Origin of the sequence: Ruminococcoides intestinale (genome assembly GCF_040095935.1) — a bacterium.
Classification (GTDB): domain Bacteria; phylum Bacillota; class Clostridia; order Oscillospirales; family Acutalibacteraceae; genus Ruminococcoides; species Ruminococcoides intestinale.
Window position 1 is genome coordinate 271,324 of sequence record NZ_JBBMFQ010000002.1, and the last position, 25,668, is coordinate 296,991.

Here is a 25,668-nt window from a genome sequence, read left to right on the forward strand (position 1 = left end):
TACCGAATGCAGGAATATCCTTAATTACCTGTTCTCGATAATCGTGAATTTTATCAGTGTGTTTTCAACACACAGGATATTCGTGCATTTTTAGTTCAAGCTTGCAGTAAATATGGATAGAGCCATCAATTTCTTCAATGTTTTCAATTAAAATGTCTTGCAATCCCAAGAGTTTTTCTGTAAAATATCTGAAGAGCATATTTTTTCCTCCGTTTCAGGTTTTTAAGCAATTCTATTTTAACGGATTTTGGTAAAATATGCTCTACTTTTTTACTTTTCATTTGTAGGCTCTTTTTCTACCCAAACTTTTATTATAGAGTTTCTTTTATTGGCGGCTGCAATTTGCAGCCGTCTTTTTAGATGAAATAAATAATATTGCAAAAATCAGTAAAATAAAACGCATACTCAGTGTAAATTGCACCGAGTATGCGTTTTTGAATTATTGATATTTAAAGTTCTTCTCTGACTTTTTTACCGTTTCGTTTTACAATATATGCCCTACTGCCGACAACAACACAATCTGAAGGGACATCTTTAACGATTATTGCTCCTGCACCGATTATGACATTGTCACCGATAGTAACATTTCCGAGAACTTTTGCACCTGTCATTATTTTAACATTGTTTCCGATTTTTGGTCTGCCTTTATCTGTGTGACCAACCGTAACTTGCTGATTTATCCAACAATTACTTCCCATAGATTCAACCCCTACAATTGTAGAAAATCCATGTTGTATAAATAAGCCGGGTCCCATATTTTTACTGGTTAAGTACAGCGAATCCAAGGGCTTGCAAAAAATTTTCAAAAAATATTTTATATTTCCAAGACGCAGATAAAATACATTTCTGAATTCCTTAAAATGACACATCATATAGAAAAATAAGTATGTATAACTGCAATTGTTTTTTTTAGGACAAAGTTTTCTCCAACTTTCAAGATCCTTGCATAAAACATCGTGTTTTTCACAGAGTTTAAATACAAAGAAATGCGGAAGAAGAAAAATTGAGCGTAAGGCAAATAATAATTTCATAAATCCTCCTGAGGTTCAATAATCAATGAAGCTTGGATACCTTGTTTTTTAGGCTATAAAACTTCAGTTTTATTCTTCTTTTGATTTTCTTTATTCTGATTTTGTTGTAATATTTTTTAAATGTCTTTTCAAAACCGTTTTTATAATAAAAATCCCAGAAATCTTCTCGACTGTCAGGTTTTGCGGTTGGGCGTGACAGATTAGGGTTAGACTTTATTGAAGCGTTAAGGTCACATTCTACACAATGAATATTGTCGATTACTTTGTTGAGAATACGAGATCCTTTTTCGGAATTTACCAACAATAAAGAAACTCCTTTGTTGTCATTGAAATTTTCAACTACACGGTCGATTCCCCAAAAGTCAGCAAGTGTGAGATCGGCGGGTCTTTCAAGGTTTGAATATTTACAATTGTAGCAGGATGGACGCTCAATATCGTTTTCGTAGAATAGGTATGTGTAGCCGTTAAGGATATGCTTATTGTCATCAATCCAAATCGCTTCCTTGTGGGTATTCCAGCCTATAGTTTTATCACGAAAATCTGCCTTGGTTACTTTTCCGCAAAACTTTTTTTCACAATGTTTGAGGTACTCTTTCCATATAATAGGCGAGGGAACTCCGTGACAGGCAATGTCACATGTATAGAGTTTTGAGGTGTCGCATTTACCAAGGTATCTTTTAAGTCCGGCAACTTGACAGGCTGTTCCGGAAAACATGACATACATATCGTTATTTAAATCATTTTTGACAGATTTAAATGTGTCTTTCATATCGCTCTGGACATATTTTGATCCCTTAAACTTATCTCTGACATAACGATCTGTTGCTCTTATGTGGCTGACTGAGAAATCATCCTGAAACGCAGCACCGTAAACAGATCCTTTTTTATTAAGAATATAATCGGATAAGGCTACAAATGCAGCACCGCTACGGCTTGTAAAGCGAGTATTAAAGTCTTTATGCTTGATTGCATATGCTGTCTTTGAATGGTTCTTTTCATAACCGTTCTGAAATGCGCATATTTTTTGGCAGGCGCCGCATTCAATACAGAGTGAGACATCAATTTGTGGGTAGAGAAAACCTTCTGAATCAGGCTTCATAGCTATAGCGCCTTTAGGACATATCTGTTTACAGGCTGAACATCCGCAGCATTCACTTTTTGAAGGAAAAATTTGCATATTTATTCCCCTTTAATTATATCTTTAAGGTAATCAAGCGAGAGTTTGCGCTCTGCTTGAAGTATGTTATCGACTTTATTCCAGTCAATATCTGTTGTAACGGCTTCCCCGTCCTTAATTTCTCGGTTTATGCCTATTGTCTGAAGAAGATTTTTTGCACGGTGATTAAATCCTTTTGCTGTTTCATATTCAACAAACATATTTTTGTGAAAAATTACAGAAAAGGCAGTTCCGTGAAATGAATTGGTTACCGTATAATCTGCGTTTGCAAAATAGCCAAGAAATTCTTCAACTGTTGGGGCAGATACATAGGTAAAATTTTTACGCTTTTTTTGTGGATTATCTGTTATATAAACAACAGGAATTTCGGTCTTTTTTGAAAGTTTTTCCGCAAAATCTATTAGTGATTTTACAGGTTTTACATTAAATACAAGAATATATGGTTTATCAATTTTTTTTACAGAAATCTTTTGCCATTCATCTTTTTTCAGAAGAAGTGTAGGGTCAATATGACACACACCGTTCTTACCGGTTATCTTCTTTACAATATTTAATGCGCTTTTTTCACGAACCGAAAAAGACTGAAAATTTTTAAGTAAAGGTCTGAGCTGCATTGCCTTTACATCGCTTATATCTGCAATACCAAAACTTGCTGCATAACTGTATTTTTGGTTATCGTCTGCAAAGCTCAGAAAATAGATGGAATCAGGATTTATTCCTTCCTTACCGGGTCCCCAAACCTGATCGCTTCCGCTGATGAAAGCATCATAAAGATTTTTGCATTCTGATATATCCGAATTACTATAGGTTTTATCGCTGATTTTAAGATAATTGTTGTAGAAGCTTGAAAACTGTTCAATTTTTTTAGCTCTCTTGCGATACATAACAATGGATTTCAAAATTGACTTAATAGGATCAGTTTTGCTAAACTGAAACGGTTTGTAGCCATTGTCGATATTTTCACATTTATAATCTACGATCTCACAGTCACTTCCAAGCTGTTCAAGGGTGTGTTGAAGTGCATACGCCTGGAGAACAGCGCCGTAATTTTTGGCACGATGAAAAGTAATTATTCCAATTTTTTTCATATCCGTTAAATCTCCTTATGAATGCTTGTACAGCAGGTAACCGATAGGGCTTGTTAGGAGAACGAGCAATCTGCGGGGCTTAGTCTTGAGCATAGTCAATATTTCACTAAGTTTGTAGCCGTTTGCAAGTCCATCACGGGTTATTGCCACGATGTGTTCAAGGTAACGCTTTCGATTGTATTTTCTGTAATCCCAACAGTCATTTATATAATGCAGATGCATGACAAATTTTTCTTTTGATGCCTTTTTTCTGTTGACATTTGTAACAGCATTTTCCTGATCTTGAATATAGTATCTCAATGCTGTGCTTAAATATCTGCATATATATTTTCTTCCGACATTATGCCAGATAACATTTTCCGGGTAGAAGTGATAGCCTTCGACAACAGGAAATGGAAATTCACGCATAATATCGGTTCTAATCATACCCCATAATTCCCCTGTGATATTGAGTTTAAAACGCAAATCGAGGTCATTGCTGTCAATATACGGAACATTCATTTGTGTTCCGTTAATTTTACCATCCTTATCATATGTACGGCAGGATATGCCGTAATATTTTTTTTGCTCCTGTTTAGGAATTTTATTCCATTCATTTACAAATGTTTCAAGGGCATCATTTGTACAGGTATCATCAGAGTCAAGCGTAATGAAAAAGTTTCCTCTGCACATTTTTACAGCATTGTTTGTTGCTATATGCTTGCCTTGATTTTTTTGATAAACATAAATAATGTCAAAAAAATTATTTTCTTTCAGAAATCCGTCGACAACATCCTTTGTATTATCTTCACTGCCGTCATCTATAATTATCCATTCAAAGCTTTTATAGGTTTGTTTTTTCAAACATTCAAAAACTCTTGGAAGAGTTTTTGCACGATTATATGATGGGGTAAATACAGTTATTTCAACATTACTCATAATTAACTCCATTTCATTTTTTTGTAAGCTTATTTTTGAGCTTGCAAAGTTCCGCTTTATTAAATAACAACGGCAAGGACAAGGCATATGCAAGGATTCCGCATATAGCACATATGAATATAAATGAACTCCAACCGGTTACTGTAATAAAATTGCTGATAATTGAGAATAATACCAATATAATGATAAATCCAACACAATCTCGGATTACTGTCGGGAAAAATATTGAAAGTTTTTGCTTTAGTATGTATGCAGAATATGCAGGGGTAAAGATGAGTGCGCGCAGTCCCATAAGAACGGAACTCGTTCCTGCTACAAAATACACGCCATAGTCGGTGAGGTTACAGGCTACAATTGCAACTATAACGCTGACAATGCCAACTGTAAGGTTTACAAATACAGGTAATCTAAGTTTATTACATACGGTGTTTATCATCATAAGCGACTGAGTTTGACTGGAACAAAGAAATGTAATACAAGTCAACACCGACATAAACTGAATCATTGTAATCTCCTCCGGTGACTTTGTCGGTTGCCATAATATGTAGAACTGTCTGCCAAAGGCAATAAAACCGGCAATGGGAGTCGAGAGTATAAAGCTTACAATTTTGGTACTGAATTTCGCCTCGATAATTAGCTCCGGTATTTTTTTCTTTGCATAAAGAATTGTATAATGAGGAGTAAATACTGAACCTAAAATTACAGTTAGGTTGCCGATACTGTTCGGTACGGTTTTTGCGATAGAGAGAAGTCCCATCAGTGCCGTTCCAAGGGTTAGGTTGCATATCAGAAGATCAAGACCGCTTAGAAGCACCTGACAAAGTTGTGAAAGTGAAAGCCAAATGCCGGACGCAAGAAGTGTTTTAACTATTTTAATGTCAAATTTTCTAATATCAGCCTTTACTTCCGGGAGTACCTTCTTTTTAACAGTAATATTTGCCAGCAAAAGAAAAATACCGCTTCCAAAACTTGCAAGGGTAACAAAGTAAAGCTGTGCAGGGAAAATTGCAAATAAAAGTACTATGAGTGCAACTTTTATAAGGTTGGATATAATATCTCGTATAGAATTTATATCAATTCTGTTTTTTACAAAGGCTGCTGTTGTGAAAATAGCAGTAACTGTGCTGACAACAAATGTGAGAAAAGCAAAAGCAAAGGTTATTTTTACGCCGGATACAAGATTTGAAGGTATGTTAAGCACAGTGTCAAGAAAACAAACAAAAATTGACGACAGAATCAACATTACTGCAGCGAGGAACAAATCGGCAACGAGAACTGAACTGAATATTTTTGATGATTTCTCAACATCGCCCTTATGGTATGCAATTGAAATAAATCTGCCTGAAATTGAATTCAAAGCGGTCGTAACGATGGTAGCATACTGTACAAAGTTATTAGCAAGACCGATAAAGCCATAGGCATCACTGCCGACCTCTTTTACAAGATACGGTGTCAGAAAAAAGTTAATTCCAACAGTAACTGCAAATGAAACGATACTTGCAATTATGTTTATCGACATTTGTTTTCCGGCGGATTTTGGCATTAAACGGTCACCTCTAAAGATTCGTTCTGTATCAGTTCCTTTATTTTATTTATATATTCCTTTGATTTATTTCTTTCCTTTAAAAGTACATTGTCAACCCTTTCCCAATTAACCGCACCGTTTATATTTGGAAAAACATCGTTTGTTATCTCGCGATCATTGATTCCAAGATTGTTAAGAAGTTCTTCGGCACGGATGTTTCTGCCACCGATATGTTGCAATTCAACTGCAAAATTCTTTTTATAGATTACCGAAAAGGCAGTGCCGTGAAATGAATTTGTGCAAATATATTCTGCGTTTTTTATTAAACCTACAAATTCAGTGGCATTCACCGGATCAAGGTACTCTATACCGTCAATCTTATGGAGCCTCTCCTTTTGCAGGTAGTAGATTTTGTATCCGGTTTTTTTAGAAAGTTCAAGAGCGTAGCTGATAAGCTTAATTGGCTTTCTTACGCTGAACAGAAAAATATACGGTTCTTTTGGTACAGGACATCTGCTTATTTTATCCCAATCATCTTCAGTAAGCAACAACGAGGGATCAATACTGATTTCAGCTTTTCTGTTGATAAGATTTTCAATAATATCTGCTCCGCTTTTTTCACGAACTGAAAAGAGCTGAAATTGTGATAACAACTCTTTATATGTACGTTCCTTATCAGCAGGAAGCTTATCAACTGCAAAGCTTGCCGCATAGGAGTATTTTTGCTTTGGCTTTGCAAAATCAAGTAAATATACCGTATCAAAGCCAACGCAGATGGGACTCCACACCTGGTCGCTCCCTGCAATAAATGCTGCATATTCATTGGAGGCTTCCCCAATGTTTTTGGCATCAAAAGGACGACTGAGGTTTAAAAATTCGTTTCTGAATGTAACGGACTTTTTTCTGTCAATTCCTACTTGACGCATAGTGATGAGTGAACGGATAAATGACTTCAACTTATGATGCTTGCCTACGCGAATAGGTCTTATGTTTCTTGTATACATAAAATGACATGTGTAGTCAATTACATCATTTTCTATGCCGTTTTTTTCCAAAAACTGCTGAAGGGCATAGGCTTGAAGTTTTGCTCCGTAGTTAAGTGCCTGATGAAAAGTTACAATACCGATCTTTTTCATAAATGTCGCCTTTCAGATTCTTTGTTTATCACTATGTCAATATTGTGTTTCCTTGCAATATGAAGAACGGCTCCGATTGAGAAAAACCAGATAAACATAATCTGTCTTGAATATGTCGGATTACCCGTTACAGAGTAAGCTAAAATCATAATTTGTATATATAGCGAGAAATAGCAGATTCTTGCATCATCGCAGACATTTTTTACCCTTCTGATTGCGAGAATTGTGAGTACAACGGAAAGCACTGCAAACAGAAGAAAAAATACACTTCCGACTATTCCGAGCTCTACCGCAATCTGAAAGTAGCAATTGTGACCGTTGAAGTTCCATCTGTCTCCGCCTACACGCAATCCGTTATCATATGCGAACTGATTGTATGAGCCGAATCCTGCGCCAAAGACCGGGTACTTTTCACCCATCAGTAAAAAATATTTCCAAAGAGAATCTCTATTACCTAAGGCCATAATATTTTCTTCATCCATAAAACGGTCAAATATATTTGCAACCTTTGGAATAAACATTGAAAGAATAAACACGGCAGATAAGGCACTCAGCACTATTCCTCCTGTTTTAGCAAATTTTCCTTTGATGTTTGAGATGACCATAAATAATGCAAATGAAAGGACGGGAATAATGAAAAGGGTTCGTTTTCCGGTCAGCATAAGCGACACAATAAATACGAACAACATAAGAATATCAATTTTTTTCAGCTTTTGCGATGAAAAGTACTTAGAAAGTAAAAGAGCAATTCCTACATTCATAATGTATGCCGCTTCACCTTTTTCTCGTGCGAATCCGGAATACGCACCTATTGAAAGTTCATTTTGAATCGTTTGTGCTACCTGTACCGAATGGTTTGGATTTACAATAAACCAAAAATATTTTAACATACAGTTGTCGATAACTGCACTTATCAAAATTGAAAAGGCAATAACCGAGCAAATAACATATATTATCGTAAATATTTTTTTATAATAGCTGCCCGGGAGATCAATGAACAGTAGTGTGAATGCACACAGGTACAGCCAAAATAAGTTTAATGTTGATGCGGGGTCATATGAGTATGCGATTGATATGCATATATATGACAACAGTATAAATGCCGTTCCGGAAACAGCATTAAATTGAAGTTTTATGTCAGTAAGGACGAATACCACAGCAAAAAGTATGCCAACAGTGTAAATTAACGGTAAACGCAATGTGTAAGGAAAAATTGTAGCACCGGTTACAGTTATAAAAGGGATGGCAATAACAAGAAACATTTGCCATATATTTTTTAGTTTTAAATCTCTTATCTTAAAATTTTCCATGGAGTATCACCAATTAGTATTTGTCTAAGTATTTTATCATAAGAAAATACAATCTTTTACTTGTACAGAGTGTTTTGTATCTTATGTAGTCTTTTTTTGACAAATATTTTTTGGCAGTTGCTTTGTCAAAACTTTTAACATACTTAACGAGTTCGTTTCCTTGGCTGCTGAATTTTTTCAGCCCGTTTCTCATATACATAAGTTTGTATATTCTGAGAGTTGTAGAAAGTCTGTTGCAAACAGCGTTTGCGTAAATTGACGGATGTTCTTTGCTTACAGTTTCAAGCATTTTGTCAGCAAGATAAATGCAGTCAAAATATTTTTCGGTAAATTCTGTTATGGAAGACGAACCTTCCCTGCGATAATAGGTGTATTTTGCAACGCTTTTGCTACTGAATGTGTTAGAATTGAGAGCAGCAAGGAAACAAAAATACTTGTCCTCGTTTGTTTTACAATTTTCGGGATATTCAACACCCCTGCAAACTTTTGCTTTGAATAATTTGGTGTAGGTACTCATACCAACATTTCCTTTAAAGAGGTCGCAAAGAAAACTTTCATTGTTGTTCCAGATTTTGGATTTACCCGTTGCAATGTTACGAACAGTGCCATCCTCAAATTCAAATCTTACTTCACAGATTGAAATATCTGCATTATCTTTGACAGCAATGTTCATTAGAAATTCGAACATATCAACATCGGGAACATCATCCCCGTCACAAAAGCCTATATAATCTCCTGTTGCTACTCTCATCCCTGCATTTCTTGCCGCAGAGACACCTTTGTTTTTTTGATGAATGACCTTAATCCGGTTATCTTTTTTGGCATAAAGGTCGCAGATTGCAGGGCTGTTGTCAACTGAACCGTCGTCGACAAGTATGATTTCAATATTACGGTATGTCTGATTTATCAGGCTCTTGATAGAGCTTTCAAGATACTGACCGATATTATAAACCGGTACAATTACAGATATTTTATTATCATACATATATAATCCTGCCTTATTTTATTTTAAGTTTTTTCAAAAATCCGAGTATTCCTGTTTTGTAGAAAAAGCCCCTGAATTTACCGAAAATTTTTCTGCTTATTTTAATAGGAATATATTTTTTTACGACTTGTTCAATATTATAGCCATTGTTAAGCATTTCAAAGTATTCTTTTCGGTTTTTGTGATATTTGGGATTTTCCATTGCCATATGCCCGTCATTTTCAAGTAAAAGTTTTGGATCGGCAGGATATACTATGAGATTGTGTTTTGCCTTTTCAAATAATTTTGCACCTTTGGCGCTCTGAATAATGACTGCTGTATATCCTTTGTCATCATCGGCAAGTCCGTTTACATATCGCGTAATATTCCAACAGTCAAATACAGTCAGATCCGATACTCTTCCCGGCTCACGAAATTTACAGTCATAACATGATGGGCGTGAGCATATTCCCTTAAAAAAGCTCTTAAGCATATAGTCAGTATTGGTGTTTTCTATACTTTTTTTGCCGTTGGCAAATCTAAGAGTCAGATTTGCACTATGGTATCCGTAGGTTTTTTCGCGAAAGTTTGCATATGTAATTTCAGAACCGAATTTTTTTTCCATAAATTCTCTGTATTTTTCCCATACCAATGGAGATGGGACAGCTCTGCATACAAAGTCAATGGTGAAGAGGTTATCATATGGTTTTCTTAAGTAATTTTGAAGCCCTTCAACCTGACACGGAGTCCCCGTAAACATAACAAATTTTCCGTTGTCAAGTTGTTGCTTTACCTCGGTAAAGGTTGTACCCATATCACTTTGAACATATTTTGAACTTCTGAATTTTGAAAGTTCACTTTCTGTTTCAGCGTATGTATGTTTGACATAAAAGTTACCGTCAAATGCACCGCCAAATACGATTCCCCCGTTATTGATTATCTCTTTGCTGAAAGCGGTAACTGCACCGCCTGATGTACTGGAGCGGACAATTTCAGAATTTTTATTACGAACAACATATGCGGTATTTGGAAATACATTATGTGTTTTATTGAGTATAGGACAAACCTTTTCACAAAGGCGACAGTTAACACATTTAGTTTTATCGACAACCGGATATTTAAATCCCTCATTGTCTGTCTGCATTGATATGCACTTTTTATGGCACACAGACTCACATGCTGTACATCCGCAACAATGTTTTTTATTTGTTTCGTTTATATTTATCATTTTAATCTCCGTTTGAGAAACAACTGAGTGCATTGTCAAGAAATGCTTTGGACAGCATTCTGTGATTTTTAACTTTTTCGAGAACACAATCATAATCTATTGCATTTTCAACATCGTTTATATTACCGCTAAATCTTCTGTCGTTTAATCCGTATGTCTCACAAAAGCTGTCAATACGGGAGTTTTTGGAAGATACAGAATCGTTTGAATAGCGGTTGAATATAAAAAACTGTTTTTTGTACAGCATAGAAAACACTGAGCCATGGAAAGAATCGGTAAATATATACTTAGCATTTCTAATCAAATTGACAAATTCAGCCGGTCCGATGTCAAACGGTGTGTAATCACCAAAACCCCTGTCAGCCTTATTATAACTGTCCATATGCAATTCTGTGACGATTTTTAAATTTTTTTCTTTTGCAAACTTGGTTACTTCATCTCTGTATTCCTGACTTTTACCGAGAAAATATGCAAATATATACGGTTCATTGAAAAGATTCTTGTTTGGAATTTCTTCGAGCCATTCATCGGAATCAAGAAGAATTACAGGGTCACAGACGACGACGGCATCATTTATGCTGAGCTTGTCAACAATTACCTTTCCGCTGTTTTCTCTGACGCTTACATAATTAAGTCGGTCAAGAAAGTTTTTGTAAATTTTATGGTATCTTTGCTCAATCTGTGAAACACCGAAGCTTGTTGCATATGATATTTTTGTGCAGCTGTCGCCTGCAAACATAAGATTGTAAAAATTAGAGGTTATTCCGCTCGGAGACCAGAGTTGGTCGCTTCCAACCATAACGGCGGTGTATTTTTCAGATTGCTTCTTAAGTTCATCGTAACCGTAGTAAATAGGTGAAAGCTTTTTAAATCTGTTTTCCGAAAATTTATTAAACGCGTCATTTCTAACGGCATTTTGTTCCGCAAGCTGTGAATGAAGTTTAAGCATAAGCTTTTTTTGGAATGTTTCAATAATCCTGTCATTTATAAAAACGGGGTTAAAAAGACGCGGTATTGCTTTTGTAAGAAGCAATGGTGTAATCTTTTTTTTATATCGGATTATTTCGTAATCAATGTTACGCTTTTTCAGTTCAACTGTTGTTGCATAGCTTTGAAGCTGGCTGCCGTAGTTTTTGTGGTTGTAGCAAGCGCAAAGGCCAAGTTTTTTCATGGTATCAGCCTTTCTTTTTGTGATTATTTATAATCTCATTATATTTTTGTGTGAGTTTCTGCGCATAGGTTACCGGAGAAAATTCGATTTTTGCTTTCTCAACGGCACAACTGCTCATTGCTTTGTATTCAGCATCAGAAAGCGAGCAGACTTTTTTAATTGAGTCTTTAAGGTCATCACTGTCAAACGGTGAGCAGATAAAGCCTGTTTTTCCATCTTCTACAATTTCAGGAAGTCCGCCGTAATTTGTTACGATAACAGGTTTTCCCTGTGACATTGCTTCCATAATTGTATAGGGTCCGTTTTCGTACCACTCACTGGGAAGAATGACGCATTTCGCTTCTGCAACATACTTTTTAAGCTCGTCACCGGACTTGAAGCCTAATGCTTTGATTCTGTTTCCAAGGTTATGTGCTTTTATATATTCCTTGATTTCATCTTCAATAGGACCTGTGCCGAGAATGATGAGCGGAATATTGTTCTCGAGCTTCTCAACAGCCTTAACGAGCGTCAGCACACCCTTTTCCTCGGAAATTCTGCCAAAGTATAACAGATAACCGTTGTCGGGATTATTGTCGGAATAAACAGTATCGGTAGGCAGAAAGTTTTTTATATGGATAATTTCGCTATGGATAATACCGGATTCTTCAAGCTTCTTTTTGTAAAAATATGACGGCGTGATGTACAAGTCTATGTCGTCGTATATTTTCATTCGTTTATAGTTTGTTGCCTCAATAGCCGCAAGAGTACTTTTTGCAGTTGAACCTTTTACACATTTATTTTTTATGCAATTTGAATATCTGCCGTGCAGGCATTTTTCACACACATGGCCGTTTACAAGCATTTCGTGGTTGGGACATACACAGTTAAGGTCGTGAATTGTGAACACTATTGGTATGTTGTATTTTTTTATTGCCCGAACAATCGAAAGGGTGATGTGACGGTGAACAAGGTTAATATGAACAATATCAGGATGTTCTTGTTCAATGAGAGCAGAAATATTTTTTTTCGCCTCAAAAGAATAGAGAACGCGAAAACCTGCCTTTACTTTCTGAAGCGTGGAAATATTAGAATTAAAATCGACATTTGAAACAAAGTATTTTTCCTGTTCACATGGTTTGTTGTTACTGTCTGCCATTGAAAAGTAAATCACTTCGTGACCAAGCTTTGTGAGAAGGTCGGCAAGACCGAAATAGTAGGTTTCACTTCCGCCTTTTACATAGTGGTATTTATTAACAAGCAGAATTTTCATTATCAACCCCGCCTTTTTCCTTTAAGTGAGCGTACCATTGGGTACAACTTTGAGTGAACAAGTGAGATACCTGCAATCATCATTCTTTTCGGCATGGCATTGCACACACTCGTCATCATTTTTTTTGATTTCTTTCTGACATCGGGATATTGCGGAAAATCTTTCCACGGTGACATTGCTTTATATTTGAGATAATCCCCGACAAAAGGATGATTGTTATTTTCATTCCATGGGCGAGTTCCCGAAAGAAAACACGAGGTGTAGTGAATTATATAAGGATCGGTTACCGCCTCAATGTATTCTTCTTCACTCAGATGATGCTCGGGACGACGCACCTTCATAAGATCTTTAAAATTAAAATCAAAGAACACGGTCATAGCATCGTACTTGGTATGGACAACCTTTACAAGATTCTTTTTTGCAAGAACACCGTTAAGAACACCCTGATCAACATATGTAATGTCACCGTTATGGGCAATAATGAAGTCGAGAAAGTCTTTTTCTACATTCATCTCTCTCCAGCTTTTAAGGTCAATCAGCAAAACACCGTTATTTGTATAAGTGCTGTCGCACGGAAGATTTAGTTCGGTTTTATAACGGTCACTTCGGCAATCGTCAACTGCCGCAACAATCTTATCTTCCAGATCTGTTTCCCAAAATTCTCTCAAAGAGTGACGCACAACTGTGTCACAGTCAAGATAAATACAGCGGTCAAGATTATCAGGCAGTATCGTGCAGAGAAACAGTCTGAAAAATGTACTTATGTTCCATCTTCCGACTTCTATATCAACACCTGCCATTTTGTTGAGGTCGGGACGGGGGATAAAAACAATATTTCTGCCGAATTTGTCAACCATATTCTCAAATCTCTTTTTGTTTTCATCTGAGATATTGTTGTCAATCATATAAATGTTGATTTCATCGGCATCGGTATTATTGTGTAAGAGTGACATTATTGACACACCGGCAATAGGCGCATAGCTGTCGGAGCTCGAATATACTACGTTCATTTTACCCTCCGCAAAAAAATAGTCGTAACATAAAAATTACTTAAGATACTTATCCTCGTATTCCTTAAAAGTCTGAAGATTTTTATCTTTGTCGGCAATAATGAGATTTTCAATACCGCCGATTTCATCAAACGGCCATTCAACCCCCAAATCCGGATCGTTGTACATAATGCCGTCATCATATTCGCCGTAGAATTTTTCACCGCATTTGTATGAAACAACAGACGGTTCAAGCACAAGATAGCCGTGTGCAAAATGTTCGGGAACATAGAGTTCATTCATATTTTCTTCTGAAAGACAGAAACCCTGCCATTTTTTGAATGTAGGTGATTCGGGACGGAGGTCAACGATAACATCAAAAACCTTGCCCTTAATGCACCGTACCAGCTTTGCCTGTTCGTGAACTCTCTGAAAATGAAGCGCACGAATTACACCCTTGTGAGAAACCGTGTAGAAAACCTCGGCAAGGTTGTGTTCAAGGCCGTTAGCCTCAAAAACTTCCTTTGAGTAGTCCTTTATAAATGCACCTCTGATATCGGTTGCACAGAACGGTTTGATGAGGTATGCACCCTCAAAGTCCGTATTGCAAAATTCAAATTTCTGTATCATTAAAATACACCTTACTTTAAAAAACTAATTAAGTGATTTAAGCCATTCCATTGTTTTTGAAACACCTTCGGCAAAAGAAACCGAGGGCTTGAAATAACAGTCTGTTTCAATATCGGCTGTATCAAATGCCTCAAGCGGCATATTTACTCCCGTAAAAGGTACATCGCCGAAAATCGGCTTTGCTTCGGGGGCAAGCGTCTGTTGCATTTCAAGAATAAATTCTTTAAGAGGTCTTGCGTTCCCGCTGCCGATTGTATATTCCTTGTTAGGTTTACCGTATTCTCCGATTGCCTCAAACGCTCTTGCAACATCGTCAATATAGATGAAGTCATAGTTCTGTGTTGCGGCGGTGAACTGCAACGGCTCATTTGCAATGATTTTGCGGATTGTAGAATTTACAAAACGGGGCGAAAGCTCACCAACACCGTATGCGTTTGTGATAACTGCCCAACAGAGGTCAATTGAAAGGCTGTTTGCAATCGGCTTGCAAATTGCTCTTGCAATCAGCTTTCCTGCGCCGTAAATGTACGGAAGTCCGGGCTTGCTTTCCTGAGTGTAAACAGCGGTGTAGGTTTCTTTTTCCATAATAGAACCGGCATTTACAAACTTTTTGCACTGCATTTTGTCGGCTGTTCTGAGAGCACGAGCGGTCCACAGGGCGTTTTGCAACTGAACATTTTCATCGCATCTGAGCGATCCTGCCGAGCCTACCCATGCAAAGTGGTAGAAAACATCAATATCTCTGTCGGAAATTATGTCAGCCAAGGTTTCAATCTCATCAAGCTCACAATACACAATTTCAATGCCACTGAGATTCTTTATGTTATCAATGTTTTCGTTTTGATCCTTAACAACGGCAAACACCTTTATACCGTCGGCACAAAGTCTTTTGCAGACATTTGAGCCGATAAAACCGTTTGAACCTGTTACAATTGCCTTTTTCATAAGTAAACCTCTTTTTATATTTGCCGTATGATTATTTCAGAAATTCTTCAATCTGCCTATCCATACAGTCTCTTACATTGCCGTTTTCCATATAACAGCATGACCATTCGACCGTTTTTTTAACTGCATCATCAACATGCCAATGAGGTTTCCAGCCAAAAACAGTCTTGAGTTTTGAGCAGTCAAGCTTGAGAAAATTAGCTTCGTGGACTGCATCCTTTTCACTTTTGTCAATCCGGTTTATATTGCCGGCATATTTTACGAACAAGTCAACAAGTTCGCCTGTTGTTATGCAGTCGCACTCGTCAGGACCTACATTATAACAGTCGGCAAACTTAATGTCCCCGTACTGGGCTTTTGCGATCATAAGATATGCATAAAGCGGTTCGAGAACATGCTGATACGGTCTTGTGGAATGCGGATTGCGGACGATAATATTCTCGCCCTTTTCCAATGCTCTAACGCAGTCGGGAATAATTCTGTCGTTTGCAAAATCTCCGCCGCCGATAACATTTCCTGCTCTCGCTGTGGAAATCGCCGTTCTTCCGTCGGCGAAGAAAGAATTTTTGTAGCTGTGGGTTACAAGTTCCGAGCAGCTTTTGCTGTTTGAATATGGATCAAACCCGTCAAGCGGTTCGTTTTCACGATATCCCCATTGCCATTCCTTGTTTTCATAAACCTTGTCGGTTGTTACATTGAGAAACGATTTCACACAATTTGACTGCCGTACACACTCAAGAATGTTGACCGTTCCCATAACATTTGTTTCATATGTATATGCAGGCATTTTGTAGCTGTCACGCACAATCGGCTGAGCCGCAAGATGAAGTACAATCTCAGGCTGTGCCTCATCAAATGCCTTTTTAAGCGAATCAAAATCACGGATATCTCCGATAACCGACTTTACATCGCTCTCGATATTTGCAATCTCAAAAAGTGACGGTGAGGTTGGCGGATTAAGCGAATAACCCGTTACATCCGCACCGGCATTTGCAAGCAGTTTGCAGAGCCAACTGCCCTTGAATCCTGTGTGTCCCGTAATGAACACTTTTTTACCCTTATAAAAATCAAGCATCATTCCGACCACACTTTCCAAGGAGCGGTACGGTCGTTCCAAAGCTTTTCAAGACGCTCCTTGTCACGTAATGTGTCCATACACTGCCAAAATCCGTTATGCTTGCAGCACATAAGCTGACCTTCTCTTGCAAGCTGTTCCATTGGCTCACGCTCAAACATAACTGTATCGTCTTTTATATAGTCCAAAACCTTCGGTTCAAGCACCATAAAGCCTGCGTTAATCCAGCCTGAGTCAATATCACTTTTTTCACGGAAAGCTCTGACTTCGTTGTTTTCGGCCAAATCAAGCACACCGAATCTGCTTTCGGGTTTTACGGCTGACATAGTTGCAAGCTTGCCGTGCTTTTTGTGAAAATCGAGCAGAGCGTTTATATCAACATCGGAAACACCGTCGCCATAGGTCATAAAAAACGGTTCGTCTCCGATAAAATTGCGAATCCTTTTAAGTCTGCCGCCCGTCATCGTGTCAAGACCTGTGTCAACAACAGTAACCTTCCATTTTTCGGCTCTTTTGTTATGGACGATAATCTTATCATCCTGAGTAAAATCAAAGGTGATATCGGATGTATGAAGAAAATAGTCGGCAAACCATTCCTTGATTACATGCTGTTTGTAACCTGCACATATGATGAACTCATTCACACCGTAGTGGGTGTACAGCTTCATAATGTGCCACAAAATAGGCATTCCGCCGATTTCAATCATTGGTTTAGGTTTGAACTGGGATTCCTCGGAAATTCTTGTTCCGTATCCTCCTGCGAGTATAACAGCTTTCAAAACTCTGCCTCCTTAAACAGCACCCTCACCCTTGAAAACAGAGGTGATAGTTTTGAGAATAATTTTCAGGTCAAAGCAGACAGAGCGGTTTTTGATATAGCAAATTTCCATTGCCCTTCTGCGTGTGTATGTAGTACAGCTTCTGCCGTTTGCCGCCCAGAAACCCGTAAGCCCCGGCTTAACGCTCAAAAGCATATCACGGTAGTTGCCGTAAATTTCAGTTTCAATCTCCATAACGGGTCTTGGTCCTACAATAGAGATGTCGCCTTTTAAAATATTGAAAAGCTGAGGCAACTCGTCAAGGCTTGTTCTTCTCATAAATTTGCCGACCTTTGTTACTCTGGGATCGTCTTCAAGCTTGAAATTTCTTTCGTACTCAGCTTTTTGCTCGGGAGTAAACTGCTTGATAAGATCTTCGGCATTCGTTACCATACTTCTGAATTTATATATGTTTAAGGGTTTTCCGTCTTTTCCTACACGCCTATGAGTAAAAAATACAGGACCTTTGTCTGTTGTTTTGATAGCTACTGTAAGAATTAAAAAGACAGGCGACAATATAATCAGAGCGGCTGACGAGCATATGATGTCAAAAATCCGTTTAAAAAAATCATAAACGGGCTTTTGTTCAGTTGTATGTCCGCTTGATGGCGCACTTTTGTTTATGCTTTTTACTGATTCCATTTTCCCCTCCGTGGGCAGGACTAGCCTGTTAGTTTATGTTTGCAAAGGCGGTTTGGCATCAGTCATTTGTTGATGTCTTGTAATATCCGCCGTATCTTGAGTAATAGCCCTTGCCCTTACGGGTTTCGTGAGGCTTTACACGGTTAAGAATAACACCGAGAATTTTTGCATTGGTTCTTTTGATAACTTCAACTGTTCTTGAAAGCTCGGGATATGTTGTTGAGTTATTTTTTACAACAATAACAACACCGTCAGACGCCTTCATAATAGGCAGGGCGTCAATAACAACGCCGATTGGCGGTGTATCGAAAATAATGTAGTCGTAATTTTTTTCAAGAGTTTTGATAAGATCAAACATGGATTCACTCGAAAGAAGCTCTGACGGGTTCGGCGGAATAGCGCCGTATGTAATTGCCTTGAGATTCTCGATTTTTGTATCCTTTACAATATCCTCAAGTGAACATTCCTCGTTGAGGTAGTTTGTAAGACCGGGAGTAGGTGTGATTTTTAAAGCTGTGTTAACTCTCGGACGGCGAAGGTCACATTCAACAACGACGACCTTTGTGCCAACCTGCTGAGCAAGAGCAGATGCAACATTGATTGAAGTTACGGTTTTGCCCTCACCTTTTGTTGAAGAAGTAAAGGCTACCTTTTTACAACCCTTTTTGAAAATTGAGTATGCGATGTTTGTTCTTGCTGTTTTGTATGATTCACGAACCTGAAAGCCAAGTGCCTCAGTGTCGATTGAACGGTCGATTTTAGTCTTTTTCATTGCAGTTTCACTCCTTTAACAATTAATAACCCGATTCGTAGTTACCGTACTTCTTTTCGGCTGCCTTCTGATTTGAAAAATATTCAAAATCGGGAATAGCGGCAAGCAACGGAAGGTCAAGAACGGTTGTCATTTCATCATTGTACTTGATTTTAACATCAAGGAAGTCACGGACGAATGAAATGATGAGTGAAATAATGAGACCTGCGGCGAAAGCTATCATAACATTTCTCGAAACATTCGGGGATGTAGGAGCTTTCGGTGTTGTAGCCTTGTCAACAATTTTAAGCTTTGCATTGTCCTTTACATTGGCAATTGTATCTGGTGCAATTTTTGCAATTGCGTTGCCTATGTTTTTTGATTCGGACGGACTGCCCGAATTTACAAGCGCCTTAAAAACCTCGGTATCTTCAATGCTTTCAAACTTAATCATTGATTTAAGCTGTGACGCCGTGTATTTTTCGTTGAGTTCCTTTGAAACGGAATTGTAGAAAGAATTTGAATCGAGCAACTCGATATAGGTGAGAACAAGGTTCTTTGCGTAGTTGATACTCTGATAGTCGTCATAAGCCGACTGGCTTTTGTAGTTGGTTTCAACATAAAGCTTTACGGTTGATGTATATGTTTTCTGAACCAAAAATGTTGTTACAAAATATGACGCAGCCGCACATAAAAGCGACAGCACCGCAATAAACACAATATTTTTCTTGATAATTCTCGTTATGTCCTTGAATGTTATCTCCATTAAATTACTCCTCTTCTCGGCTTTTGTACGCTTATGGCAAGATAATGCCACAGTCGACACGAAAGTGCTGTAGGCGAAAAACGGCACAAAAGCACAAAATACTTTTAAACATGATACTCCTATTATATTTTAAATCAGTAAAAAAATCAATATGAACAAAGGTTTCAATAAAGGAAAAAGATGTCTTTTTTTGCAGAATATGCAATTACTCTGATTTTTCATATGTACAAAATACACATAAAATATGTGATTATTTTGTTGCAGTTAGCCGATAAGTATATAAAATAACGAGCTGAAATAAAGCTCAGGTAAAATTTGCAAAAAAAATAAACAAAAATATGGCAAATAACCGATAAATTTTCTACTTATATATTAGTATGTCACAATATGTCATAATAAGAAAACAATGACAGAAAAAGGTGTAGGGTAAACGGATGAGGTCTATACACGAATATTTGAAAAAGAAGGAATTTATAAATCGGCAGGTGCATTTTTATGTAAAAGGCAAGTGTACAAATGAATTAAAATACAAGATCAGAAGAAAACGATGCAGCGCAAAATTGATTTAAAACGGCATAATGCACAATGAAAATGCCTGATTTGACAAAAGGATTGTAATTTTTCCGAATATAACAAATTTTTATAATAAAATGCTTTACAAAATGCGAAATGTGGTGTATAATACTGTACAAAGAAGTTAAATGGTGAAGTTTTCCATTGTGTTCCCTGCAGTTTTCGGCTTGCAGATGCGTATTATGCCAATGAATCCGTGAGGCTTCTTGCTGATGAAAACAAAATAAAATACAAGGTGGTATGAACTATGAAAAAGTTATCAGCAATGTTAGTAGCGTTCATCCTTGTTGCAGCAACTGCTTTCACTGCTTTTGCAGCAGGAATCAATGACAGCGAACAGGCTGTTCTCAACGAACTCAAGACATCTGTTAAGATGAACGGTTCGGAGATGGTTATTCCGAGCGAGTTTGTAAACCAGGCTGAAAACTACTTTAACACAATCGATATGACAGCAGATGAGTCATCTCAGATCGTTGCTGTTCTCAAGAAGGGCGAGAGCTTCCTTGAGAACTCAGGTGCATCTAATATTGCAGATCTCACATTTGCTCAGAAGCAGACACTTCTTTCTTACGGTAAGGAAGTTGTCGGTGTGCTTGATATGACAATGTCATATGACACATCTTCAAAGAAGCTTACAATTTACGGCAAAGACGGCAAGGTTGCATTCTCAGCTGTTCCTACACTTACAAAGGCAGGCAGTGTTCAGGATAACAGTGTGATCAAGACAACAGGCGCAGAGGCTGACTTCAGCGGCATTATCGCTGTTTCTGCTGTTGCATTTGTAATGGTAGCAGGCGGTGCTTTCTACCTTGCAAAATCTAAAAAAGAAAGAGCTTGATTCTAATGTCTGATAAAAAAATCAGACACGGTCATAAATCAAAGAATGGGAAGAGTTTTATAATTCTTCCCATTATCTTTTGTTTGATAACATATCTTGTGCTGTATCTTGCTTTTGTTCCGTCCTTTTCACCTGTGATTTCGGCAGTAGGTATGTTCTTCTCAGATAATGAAAAGGATTATTCAACAGAGTACGATAATATTTTTGTGCCCGTGTCAGAAAACTCAACCGTTCCTACCGTTACAAAAAAGGATTCAAACGGTCAGGAAAAAACTTATGTTAAAAACGACTCCGTTCAGTACCCTAACTACGGAAATCTGTTCGGTGAGCTTATAATCAATGACTGCAATGTTGACGCAAATCTTTTTTTCGGTGACAATGATGTTGCGCTCAGAAACGGTGTTGGTATTTATGCCGGAAGTTTTGTCCCCGGTTACGGCGGAACAATCCTTGTTGCAGGTCATAACAACACTTATTTCAACGGCCTTAAAAACGCAGCAGTCGGTCAGAAGGTTGAAATCAAGACAAGCTACGGTAATTACATCTATGAAATCACCGACACGGCTGTCAAAAAAGCGACTGACAGAACCGCATATGACCTTTCGGCGGATTATGAAAATCTCATAATGTACACATGCTATCCGTTTGATGCACTCGGTCTTACACCACAGAGATATTTTGTGTATGCAAAGTTAGTGTCGGGTACTCCGATTGATAAGGAGGCGAACTGATGAATTCTAAAGTAAGACATATTATTTACGGAATAATTTCGTTCGTTCTCTCGTTTGTACTGTTTTTGATTTCGTTTGCAATAGTTCTTCAGTCAACAATCCTCAACCCATCGTATATTATGGATAATATGAATGCGAGCAACTATTTTGTTGACAAGCGTGACGAAATCAAAGAGAGCCTTGTTGACCTCGGTTATGCGTCGGGACTTGATGAAAAGTTTTTTGAAAATGTTGTTGACGAAGTGACAATTCACGATAATACACAGGCCTATCTCAACAGCTTTTATGCAGGCGAGAAGGCTAAGATTGACACAACAGCGTTTAAGCAGAAATTCAACAGCGAGCTTGACAGCTACATAAGTAAGAATAATCTCAAGGTTGCAAACGATGGGAGCAGAGAATATCTCATCAATCAGGCTGCTAACATTTATGCGGCGGCGCTCAGAATACCGCTTTTTGCCACACTTTCTGTTTATCTCGTTGCATTGAAAAATATGATGCCGTTGATTATCGGCGGTCTTGCAGTCCTTGTCGCAATTCTATGCGTAATCATCATCTTTACAAATAGTTGGAAGCACAGAGCGGTAAGGTATATCTGTTATTCAACATCTGCGGCATTCCTTACGGTTGGTATAATTCCGGCGGTGTTGCTTTCAACAGGCTATATGAGCAAGATTAATATTGATTCAAGGGCGTTCTACAACCTTTTTGTTCAGAGTATGAACAATATTCTTATTGCCCTTGCAATCTGTTCTGTAATCTTTTTTATAGTTTCGATCGGACTTTTCTTCCTGCACAAGAGTATGCGCAGACACGCAAGTGAAGACTGATGAAATTGAAAGTTGAAAATTGAAAATGTAAAATTACGGTCGGGAAGATAGTTTGCAAATGCAAAACACTGTCTTCCCGACCGTTTTTTATATGAAAGTTGTTGTCTGTTTGTAGGGACAACACGGTTCGCCACTACTAAAATAATGAAAAAATAACACGGTCGGATTTCCAAACGGGGATTCCGACCGTGTTTTTTTATGAATTAATCATCAATATTGTAAAATCGTTTTGCGTTGTCGCAGGTGATTTGCAGAAGTTCGGAAATGCTCATATTACGCAGAGATGCGATTTTTTCTGCGGCATAGATAATCATAGAGCTGTCGCAACGCTTGCCACGGAACGGCACGGGCGCCATATACGGAGCATCGGTTTCGAGCAGAAGCCTGTCAAGCGGAATTTCCGAGGCGACCTCAAGACTGTGACGGGCATTTTTGAATGTAACAACACCGCCGAGGCTGATGTACATTCCCATACGAACCGCTTCACGCATAAGCTCAACACTGCCCGAAAAGCAATGAATCAGCGCATTTGGTTTGTATTTTCTCAGAAGATCGTACACATCACCGTGAGCCTCACGATCGTGAACTATAAGCGGCATTTCAAGGTCAAGAGAAAGCTGGATCTGTTCCTCAAAAACACGCTTTTGCAAGTCTTTCGGAATGTCCCAATGATAATCAAGCCCTGTTTCGCCGATTGCGACAACCTTTTTATGTTTTGAAAGCTGTGCAAGCTGTTCAAGATAATTGTCCGGAATATTTTCGAGATTTTCGGGATGAAATCCGACTGCGGCATACATAAAATCATATTTTTCGGCATATTCAATGCAGGTTTTTGCCGTTTCAAGGTCAACTGCATTGTTGACAATTCCGCACACACCCTTTGTGTGAATGTTTTCCAAAAGTTCAAAACGGTCATCGTCAAACCATTTGTCATCATAATGCGCATGCGCATCGAAAATGTTGTTGTAAAGTGACATCGGTATATCTCCCTAAAAGTATGGGCGGTCATTGACCGCCCACATTGATGAATTTATATGTCCATACACATATGTTTTGATATAACATATGTGTATTCAATTTTGCACGCAATGCGTGCAATCGTGTGAAACGCACACGAACTATGCTACGCTCGGGCATAGATAGCTTTTAATTTATCAAACTATCTACACGAACGGGGAACGGCGGCTCGCCGTGCGGGCAGATGATATCCGCTCCTACAGTTACGCTCGGGCATAGATAGTTTTTAATTTATCAAACTGTCTACACGAACATAAATCAACAGATTTTTGAGCCGACAGGCATATTGTCAACAAAAACAACCTTTAAATCATCGCCGTGAACTGCAGAAAGAATCATACCGCAGCTTTCAACACCGCAAAGCTTTGCAGGCTTGAGGTTCTGAACAAGAATAATCTTCTTGCCGATAAGCTCCTCTGGTTTGTAGTAGTTTGCAATACCGCTGACAACGGTCCTGTCCTTTACACCGTCAAAAATTGTGAACTGTAAAAGCTTTTTGCTCTTTTTAACGGGTTCGCAGGTCTTAACCTCGCACACACGGAGGTCAACCTTGGCAAAGTCATCAATGCCAATCTGTGCAACACCCTCGAGTTCTTCACGGAGTGCCTTTGTTTCTTCACTTTCACCCTCGTTGTTCTTGATGATGCTGTTGAGTTCTTCAATTTCCTTTTCAACATCAATTCGTGGGAAGAGTGCATCTCCCTTGTGAACCGTGACATCAGCAGGAAGAACACCGAACTTGTCGCAGTTTTCGTAGCCGGCACATTTTTCACAAGCACCGATCTGCTCAAGAGCCTTTGGCATTGTTGTTGGCATAAATGCCGAGAGAAGGGTGCAGGCAATACGGATTGCCTCAAGAAGGTTGTAGAGAACCGTTGCGAGTCTTGCTTTCTTTGTTTCGTCCTTGGCAATAACCCACGGAGCGGTTTCGTCAATGTATTTATTTGCACGGGAAACAAGCTTGAAAATTTCGGCAAGTGCGTTCTGGAGCTGAGTCTTGTCCATGAAATCGTCAACCTTTGCACGGAGCGATGTTGCGGTTTCGATAAGGTCATCGTCAAATTCGCCGCTCTCACGCTCTGTGGGAAGTGTGCCGCCGAAATATTTCTGAACCATTGCAACTGTTCTTGAAACAAGGTTGCCAAGACCGTTTGCAAGGTCGGAATTGATACGGTTAATCATAATTTCGTTTGAGAATGAGCTGTCTGCACCGAGAGCCATTTCACGCATAATGTGGTAACGGATTGCGTCAGCGCCGTAACGCTCACCGAGTACAAACGGATCAACAACATTGCCGAGTGACTTTGACATCTTCTGTCCGTTGAAAGTAATCCAACCGTGAACGGCAAGATGCTTTGGAAGCGGAAGGTCAAGAGCCATAAGCATTGCAGGCCAGATGATAGCGTGAAAACGCATGATGTCCTTTGCTACCATATGAACATCGGCAGGCCAGTATTTGTCAAATTCGTCAAATTTTTCATTCTTGTAGCCGAGAGCGGAGATATAGTTTGAAAGTGCGTCAATCCAAACATAAACAATATGCTTTTCGTCAAATGTAACCGGAATGCCCCATTTGAAGGTTGTTCTCGATACGCAAAGGTCTTCAAGTCCCGGCTTGATAAAGTTGTTTACAAGCTCAACCGCTCTTGTCTTTGGCTGTAAATAGTCTGTTTCCGTGAGGAGCTTTTCAATTCTGTCGGCAAAAGATGACATCTTAAAGAAGTATGCCTCCTCCTTTGCCTCTGTAACCTCTCGTCCGCATTCGGGACATTTGCCGTCAATAAGCTGGCTTTCTGTCCAGAAGCTTTCGCAGGGGGTGCAGTATTTGCCCTTGTATTCTCCCTTGTAGATGTAGCCCTTGTCATACAGCTCCTTGAAAATTTTCTGAACTGTTTCAATGTGATAATCGTCTGTTGTGCGGATATATCTGTCATAGCTTATGTTCATAAATTTCCATAAGCCTTTAAAGGTTTTTACAATTTCGTCAACATACTCTTTGGGAGTAACACCCTTTTCGGCAGCCTTCTGTTCAATTTTAAGACCGTGTTCATCCGTACCCGTAAGGAACATAACATCATATCCCTGCATTCGTCTGTAACGGGCGATAGAATCGCACGCAACGGTGGTGTAGCAATGACCGATGTGGGGATTGCCTGACGGATAATAAATAGGCGTTGTAATGTAAAATGGTTTTTTCTGACACATAGTATTTGTCCTCCCTAAAATTCAGCAAATGAGCTGTAACTGTAATTATACCAATTAT

25 protein-coding genes are annotated in these 25,668 nt (G+C 38.5%); 3 read left to right on the top strand and 22 right to left on the bottom strand.

What is annotated here, in order from left to right; translation table 11 throughout:
* Window positions 1–64 precede the first annotated feature (64 nt).
* The 20 genes from WMO31_RS04940 to WMO31_RS05035 all read right to left on the bottom strand — a co-directional run bounded on the left by WMO31_RS04940 (window position 65) and on the right by WMO31_RS05035 (window position 19,416).
* Window positions 65–199 carry a hypothetical protein gene (locus tag WMO31_RS04940; RefSeq protein ID WP_298176580.1) on the bottom strand — a complete coding sequence of 45 codons (135 nt, stop codon included), beginning with the start codon at window positions 197–199 and terminating at the stop codon, window positions 65–67.
* Between the two features lie 250 nt (window positions 200–449).
* The gene (locus WMO31_RS04945) at window positions 450–698 is read right to left on the bottom strand and encodes a serine O-acetyltransferase (RefSeq protein ID WP_252864745.1); all 249 of its coding nucleotides are present in this window, start codon (window positions 696–698) and stop codon (window positions 450–452) included.
* Between the two features lie 355 nt (window positions 699–1,053).
* Window positions 1,054–2,208 (bottom strand): Coenzyme F420 hydrogenase/dehydrogenase, beta subunit C-terminal domain, encoded by a 1,155-nt coding sequence (locus WMO31_RS04950; RefSeq protein ID WP_117882669.1) that lies wholly within the window; start codon window positions 2,206–2,208, stop codon window positions 1,054–1,056.
* Window positions 2,209–2,210: 2 nt separating this feature from the next.
* Window positions 2,211–3,296, bottom strand: a complete 1,086-nt coding sequence (locus WMO31_RS04955) for a polysaccharide pyruvyl transferase family protein (RefSeq protein WP_367999315.1) — start codon at window positions 3,294–3,296, stop codon at window positions 2,211–2,213.
* A gap of 15 nt (window positions 3,297–3,311) precedes the next feature.
* Complete coding sequence (locus tag WMO31_RS04960) at window positions 3,312–4,214, bottom strand: glycosyltransferase family 2 protein (protein WP_015523131.1); 903 nt, start codon at window positions 4,212–4,214, stop codon at window positions 3,312–3,314.
* Between the two features lie 13 nt (window positions 4,215–4,227).
* Window positions 4,228–5,757 (bottom strand): oligosaccharide flippase family protein, encoded by a 1,530-nt coding sequence (locus WMO31_RS04965; protein WP_367999316.1) that lies wholly within the window; start codon window positions 5,755–5,757, stop codon window positions 4,228–4,230.
* Window positions 5,757–6,875, bottom strand: coding sequence for a polysaccharide pyruvyl transferase family protein (locus WMO31_RS04970; RefSeq protein WP_367999317.1), 1,119 nt, complete (start codon window positions 6,873–6,875; stop codon window positions 5,757–5,759). The genes WMO31_RS04965 and WMO31_RS04970 overlap by 1 nt, the downstream gene beginning before the upstream one ends.
* Window positions 6,872–7,636: an O-antigen ligase family protein gene (locus WMO31_RS04975; protein WP_367999318.1), complete on the bottom strand. Its 765-nt coding sequence runs from the start codon at window positions 7,634–7,636 to the stop codon at window positions 6,872–6,874. Before WMO31_RS04975 ends, WMO31_RS04970 begins: the two co-directional genes overlap by 4 nt.
* A 562-nt stretch (window positions 7,637–8,198) precedes the next feature.
* Entirely contained in the window at window positions 8,199–9,170 is a 972-nt protein-coding gene (locus WMO31_RS04980) for a glycosyltransferase family 2 protein (protein WP_117931796.1), read from the bottom strand.
* A gap of 13 nt (window positions 9,171–9,183) precedes the next feature.
* Complete coding sequence (locus tag WMO31_RS04985; RefSeq protein WP_367999319.1) at window positions 9,184–10,377, bottom strand: Coenzyme F420 hydrogenase/dehydrogenase, beta subunit C-terminal domain; 1,194 nt, start codon at window positions 10,375–10,377, stop codon at window positions 9,184–9,186.
* Window position 10,378: 1 nt separating this feature from the next.
* The gene (locus WMO31_RS04990; RefSeq protein ID WP_367999320.1) at window positions 10,379–11,548 is read right to left on the bottom strand and encodes a polysaccharide pyruvyl transferase family protein; all 1,170 of its coding nucleotides are present in this window, start codon (window positions 11,546–11,548) and stop codon (window positions 10,379–10,381) included.
* Between the two features lie 4 nt (window positions 11,549–11,552).
* Window positions 11,553–12,800 carry a glycosyltransferase gene (locus WMO31_RS04995; RefSeq protein WP_367999321.1) on the bottom strand — a complete coding sequence of 416 codons (1,248 nt, stop codon included), beginning with the start codon at window positions 12,798–12,800 and terminating at the stop codon, window positions 11,553–11,555.
* A 2-nt stretch (window positions 12,801–12,802) separates the two neighbouring features.
* Complete coding sequence (locus WMO31_RS05000; protein WP_117837885.1) at window positions 12,803–13,810, bottom strand: glycosyltransferase family 8 protein; 1,008 nt, start codon at window positions 13,808–13,810, stop codon at window positions 12,803–12,805.
* A 36-nt stretch (window positions 13,811–13,846) separates the two neighbouring features.
* Window positions 13,847–14,419: a dTDP-4-dehydrorhamnose 3,5-epimerase gene (rfbC, locus tag WMO31_RS05005; RefSeq protein WP_117837884.1), complete on the bottom strand. Its 573-nt coding sequence runs from the start codon at window positions 14,417–14,419 to the stop codon at window positions 13,847–13,849.
* Window positions 14,420–14,443: 24 nt separating this feature from the next.
* On the bottom strand, window positions 14,444–15,364 hold the full coding sequence (locus WMO31_RS05010) for an NAD-dependent epimerase/dehydratase family protein (RefSeq protein WP_367999322.1): 921 nt from the start codon (window positions 15,362–15,364) through the stop codon (window positions 14,444–14,446).
* 31 nt (window positions 15,365–15,395) lie between these two features.
* Window positions 15,396–16,442, bottom strand: a complete 1,047-nt coding sequence (rfbG, locus tag WMO31_RS05015; protein WP_367999323.1) for a CDP-glucose 4,6-dehydratase — start codon at window positions 16,440–16,442, stop codon at window positions 15,396–15,398.
* Window positions 16,439–17,218 (bottom strand): glucose-1-phosphate cytidylyltransferase, encoded by a 780-nt coding sequence (gene rfbF, locus WMO31_RS05020; RefSeq protein ID WP_303806672.1) that lies wholly within the window; start codon window positions 17,216–17,218, stop codon window positions 16,439–16,441. The genes rfbG and rfbF overlap by 4 nt, the downstream gene beginning before the upstream one ends.
* A gap of 12 nt (window positions 17,219–17,230) precedes the next feature.
* On the bottom strand, window positions 17,231–17,899 hold the full coding sequence (locus WMO31_RS05025) for a sugar transferase (RefSeq protein WP_303675543.1): 669 nt from the start codon (window positions 17,897–17,899) through the stop codon (window positions 17,231–17,233).
* 58 nt (window positions 17,900–17,957) lie between these two features.
* A complete protein-coding gene (locus WMO31_RS05030) occupies window positions 17,958–18,671 on the bottom strand; it encodes a CpsD/CapB family tyrosine-protein kinase (RefSeq protein WP_015523144.1) in 714 nt (237 codons plus the stop codon).
* Window positions 18,672–18,693: 22 nt separating this feature from the next.
* Window positions 18,694–19,416: a YveK family protein gene (locus tag WMO31_RS05035; RefSeq protein ID WP_015523145.1), complete on the bottom strand. Its 723-nt coding sequence runs from the start codon at window positions 19,414–19,416 to the stop codon at window positions 18,694–18,696.
* Window positions 19,417–20,236: 820 nt separating this feature from the next.
* Between WMO31_RS05035 and WMO31_RS05040 the strand changes: the two genes are divergently transcribed.
* Genes WMO31_RS05040 through WMO31_RS05050 form a run of 3 tightly spaced genes read left to right on the top strand, consistent with a single transcriptional unit; the run spans window position 20,237 to window position 22,388 of the window.
* Window positions 20,237–20,827, top strand: coding sequence for a hypothetical protein (locus tag WMO31_RS05040; RefSeq protein WP_117847034.1), 591 nt, complete (start codon window positions 20,237–20,239; stop codon window positions 20,825–20,827).
* A gap of 5 nt (window positions 20,828–20,832) precedes the next feature.
* A complete protein-coding gene (locus tag WMO31_RS05045; protein ID WP_117847035.1) occupies window positions 20,833–21,558 on the top strand; it encodes a class D sortase in 726 nt (241 codons plus the stop codon).
* Window positions 21,558–22,388: a hypothetical protein gene (locus tag WMO31_RS05050; protein ID WP_367999324.1), complete on the top strand. Its 831-nt coding sequence runs from the start codon at window positions 21,558–21,560 to the stop codon at window positions 22,386–22,388. The genes WMO31_RS05045 and WMO31_RS05050 overlap by 1 nt, the downstream gene beginning before the upstream one ends.
* A gap of 203 nt (window positions 22,389–22,591) precedes the next feature.
* Here the strand turns inward: WMO31_RS05050 and WMO31_RS05055 are convergent, their stop codons facing one another.
* Together WMO31_RS05055 and metG are read right to left on the bottom strand one after the other, a co-directional pair.
* Window positions 22,592–23,365, bottom strand: a complete 774-nt coding sequence (locus tag WMO31_RS05055) for a TatD family hydrolase (RefSeq protein WP_367999325.1) — start codon at window positions 23,363–23,365, stop codon at window positions 22,592–22,594.
* Between the two features lie 298 nt (window positions 23,366–23,663).
* The gene (gene metG / locus WMO31_RS05060) at window positions 23,664–25,610 is read right to left on the bottom strand and encodes a methionine--tRNA ligase (RefSeq protein WP_293639966.1); all 1,947 of its coding nucleotides are present in this window, start codon (window positions 25,608–25,610) and stop codon (window positions 23,664–23,666) included.
* Between the last annotated feature and the right edge of the window lie 58 nt (window positions 25,611–25,668).

What these genes read in the sequence shown, in the direction of transcription:
- WMO31_RS05030 (WP_015523144.1), bottom strand. Translation starts at nt 18,671, where the DNA reads ATGAAAAAGACTAAAATCGACCGTTCAATCGACACTGAGGCACTTGGC.
- rfbC (WP_117837884.1), bottom strand. Translation starts at nt 14,419, where the DNA reads ATGATACAGAAATTTGAATTTTGCAATACGGACTTTGAGGGTGCATAC.
- WMO31_RS05010 (WP_367999322.1), bottom strand. Translation starts at nt 15,364, where the DNA reads ATGAAAAAGGCAATTGTAACAGGTTCAAACGGTTTTATCGGCTCAAAT.
- WMO31_RS04960 (WP_015523131.1), bottom strand. Translation starts at nt 4,214, where the DNA reads ATGAGTAATGTTGAAATAACTGTATTTACCCCATCATATAATCGTGCA.
- WMO31_RS04990 (WP_367999320.1), bottom strand. Translation starts at nt 11,548, where the DNA reads ATGAAAAAACTTGGCCTTTGCGCTTGCTACAACCACAAAAACTACGGC.
- WMO31_RS05000 (WP_117837885.1), bottom strand. Translation starts at nt 13,810, where the DNA reads ATGAACGTAGTATATTCGAGCTCCGACAGCTATGCGCCTATTGCCGGT.
- WMO31_RS04940 (WP_298176580.1), bottom strand. Translation starts at nt 199, where the DNA reads ATGCTCTTCAGATATTTTACAGAAAAACTCTTGGGATTGCAAGACATT.
- WMO31_RS05050 (WP_367999324.1), top strand. Translation starts at nt 21,558, where the DNA reads ATGAATTCTAAAGTAAGACATATTATTTACGGAATAATTTCGTTCGTT.
- WMO31_RS04970 (WP_367999317.1), bottom strand. Translation starts at nt 6,875, where the DNA reads ATGAAAAAGATCGGTATTGTAACTTTTCATCAGGCACTTAACTACGGA.
- WMO31_RS05035 (WP_015523145.1), bottom strand. Translation starts at nt 19,416, where the DNA reads ATGGAGATAACATTCAAGGACATAACGAGAATTATCAAGAAAAATATT.
- WMO31_RS04980 (WP_117931796.1), bottom strand. Translation starts at nt 9,170, where the DNA reads ATGTATGATAATAAAATATCTGTAATTGTACCGGTTTATAATATCGGT.
- WMO31_RS04950 (WP_117882669.1), bottom strand. Translation starts at nt 2,208, where the DNA reads ATGCAAATTTTTCCTTCAAAAAGTGAATGCTGCGGATGTTCAGCCTGT.
- WMO31_RS04985 (WP_367999319.1), bottom strand. Translation starts at nt 10,377, where the DNA reads ATGATAAATATAAACGAAACAAATAAAAAACATTGTTGCGGATGTACA.
- WMO31_RS04965 (WP_367999316.1), bottom strand. Translation starts at nt 5,757, where the DNA reads ATGCCAAAATCCGCCGGAAAACAAATGTCGATAAACATAATTGCAAGT.
- rfbG (WP_367999323.1), bottom strand. Translation starts at nt 16,442, where the DNA reads ATGATGCTTGATTTTTATAAGGGTAAAAAAGTGTTCATTACGGGACAC.
- WMO31_RS05045 (WP_117847035.1), top strand. Translation starts at nt 20,833, where the DNA reads ATGTCTGATAAAAAAATCAGACACGGTCATAAATCAAAGAATGGGAAG.
- WMO31_RS04945 (WP_252864745.1), bottom strand. Translation starts at nt 698, where the DNA reads ATGGGAAGTAATTGTTGGATAAATCAGCAAGTTACGGTTGGTCACACA.
- WMO31_RS05055 (WP_367999325.1), bottom strand. Translation starts at nt 23,365, where the DNA reads ATGTCACTTTACAACAACATTTTCGATGCGCATGCGCATTATGATGAC.
- WMO31_RS04995 (WP_367999321.1), bottom strand. Translation starts at nt 12,800, where the DNA reads ATGAAAATTCTGCTTGTTAATAAATACCACTATGTAAAAGGCGGAAGT.
- WMO31_RS05040 (WP_117847034.1), top strand. Translation starts at nt 20,237, where the DNA reads ATGAAAAAGTTATCAGCAATGTTAGTAGCGTTCATCCTTGTTGCAGCA.
- WMO31_RS04975 (WP_367999318.1), bottom strand. Translation starts at nt 7,636, where the DNA reads ATGAATGTAGGAATTGCTCTTTTACTTTCTAAGTACTTTTCATCGCAA.
- metG (WP_293639966.1), bottom strand. Translation starts at nt 25,610, where the DNA reads ATGTGTCAGAAAAAACCATTTTACATTACAACGCCTATTTATTATCCG.
- WMO31_RS05025 (WP_303675543.1), bottom strand. Translation starts at nt 17,899, where the DNA reads ATGGAATCAGTAAAAAGCATAAACAAAAGTGCGCCATCAAGCGGACAT.
- WMO31_RS04955 (WP_367999315.1), bottom strand. Translation starts at nt 3,296, where the DNA reads ATGAAAAAAATTGGAATAATTACTTTTCATCGTGCCAAAAATTACGGC.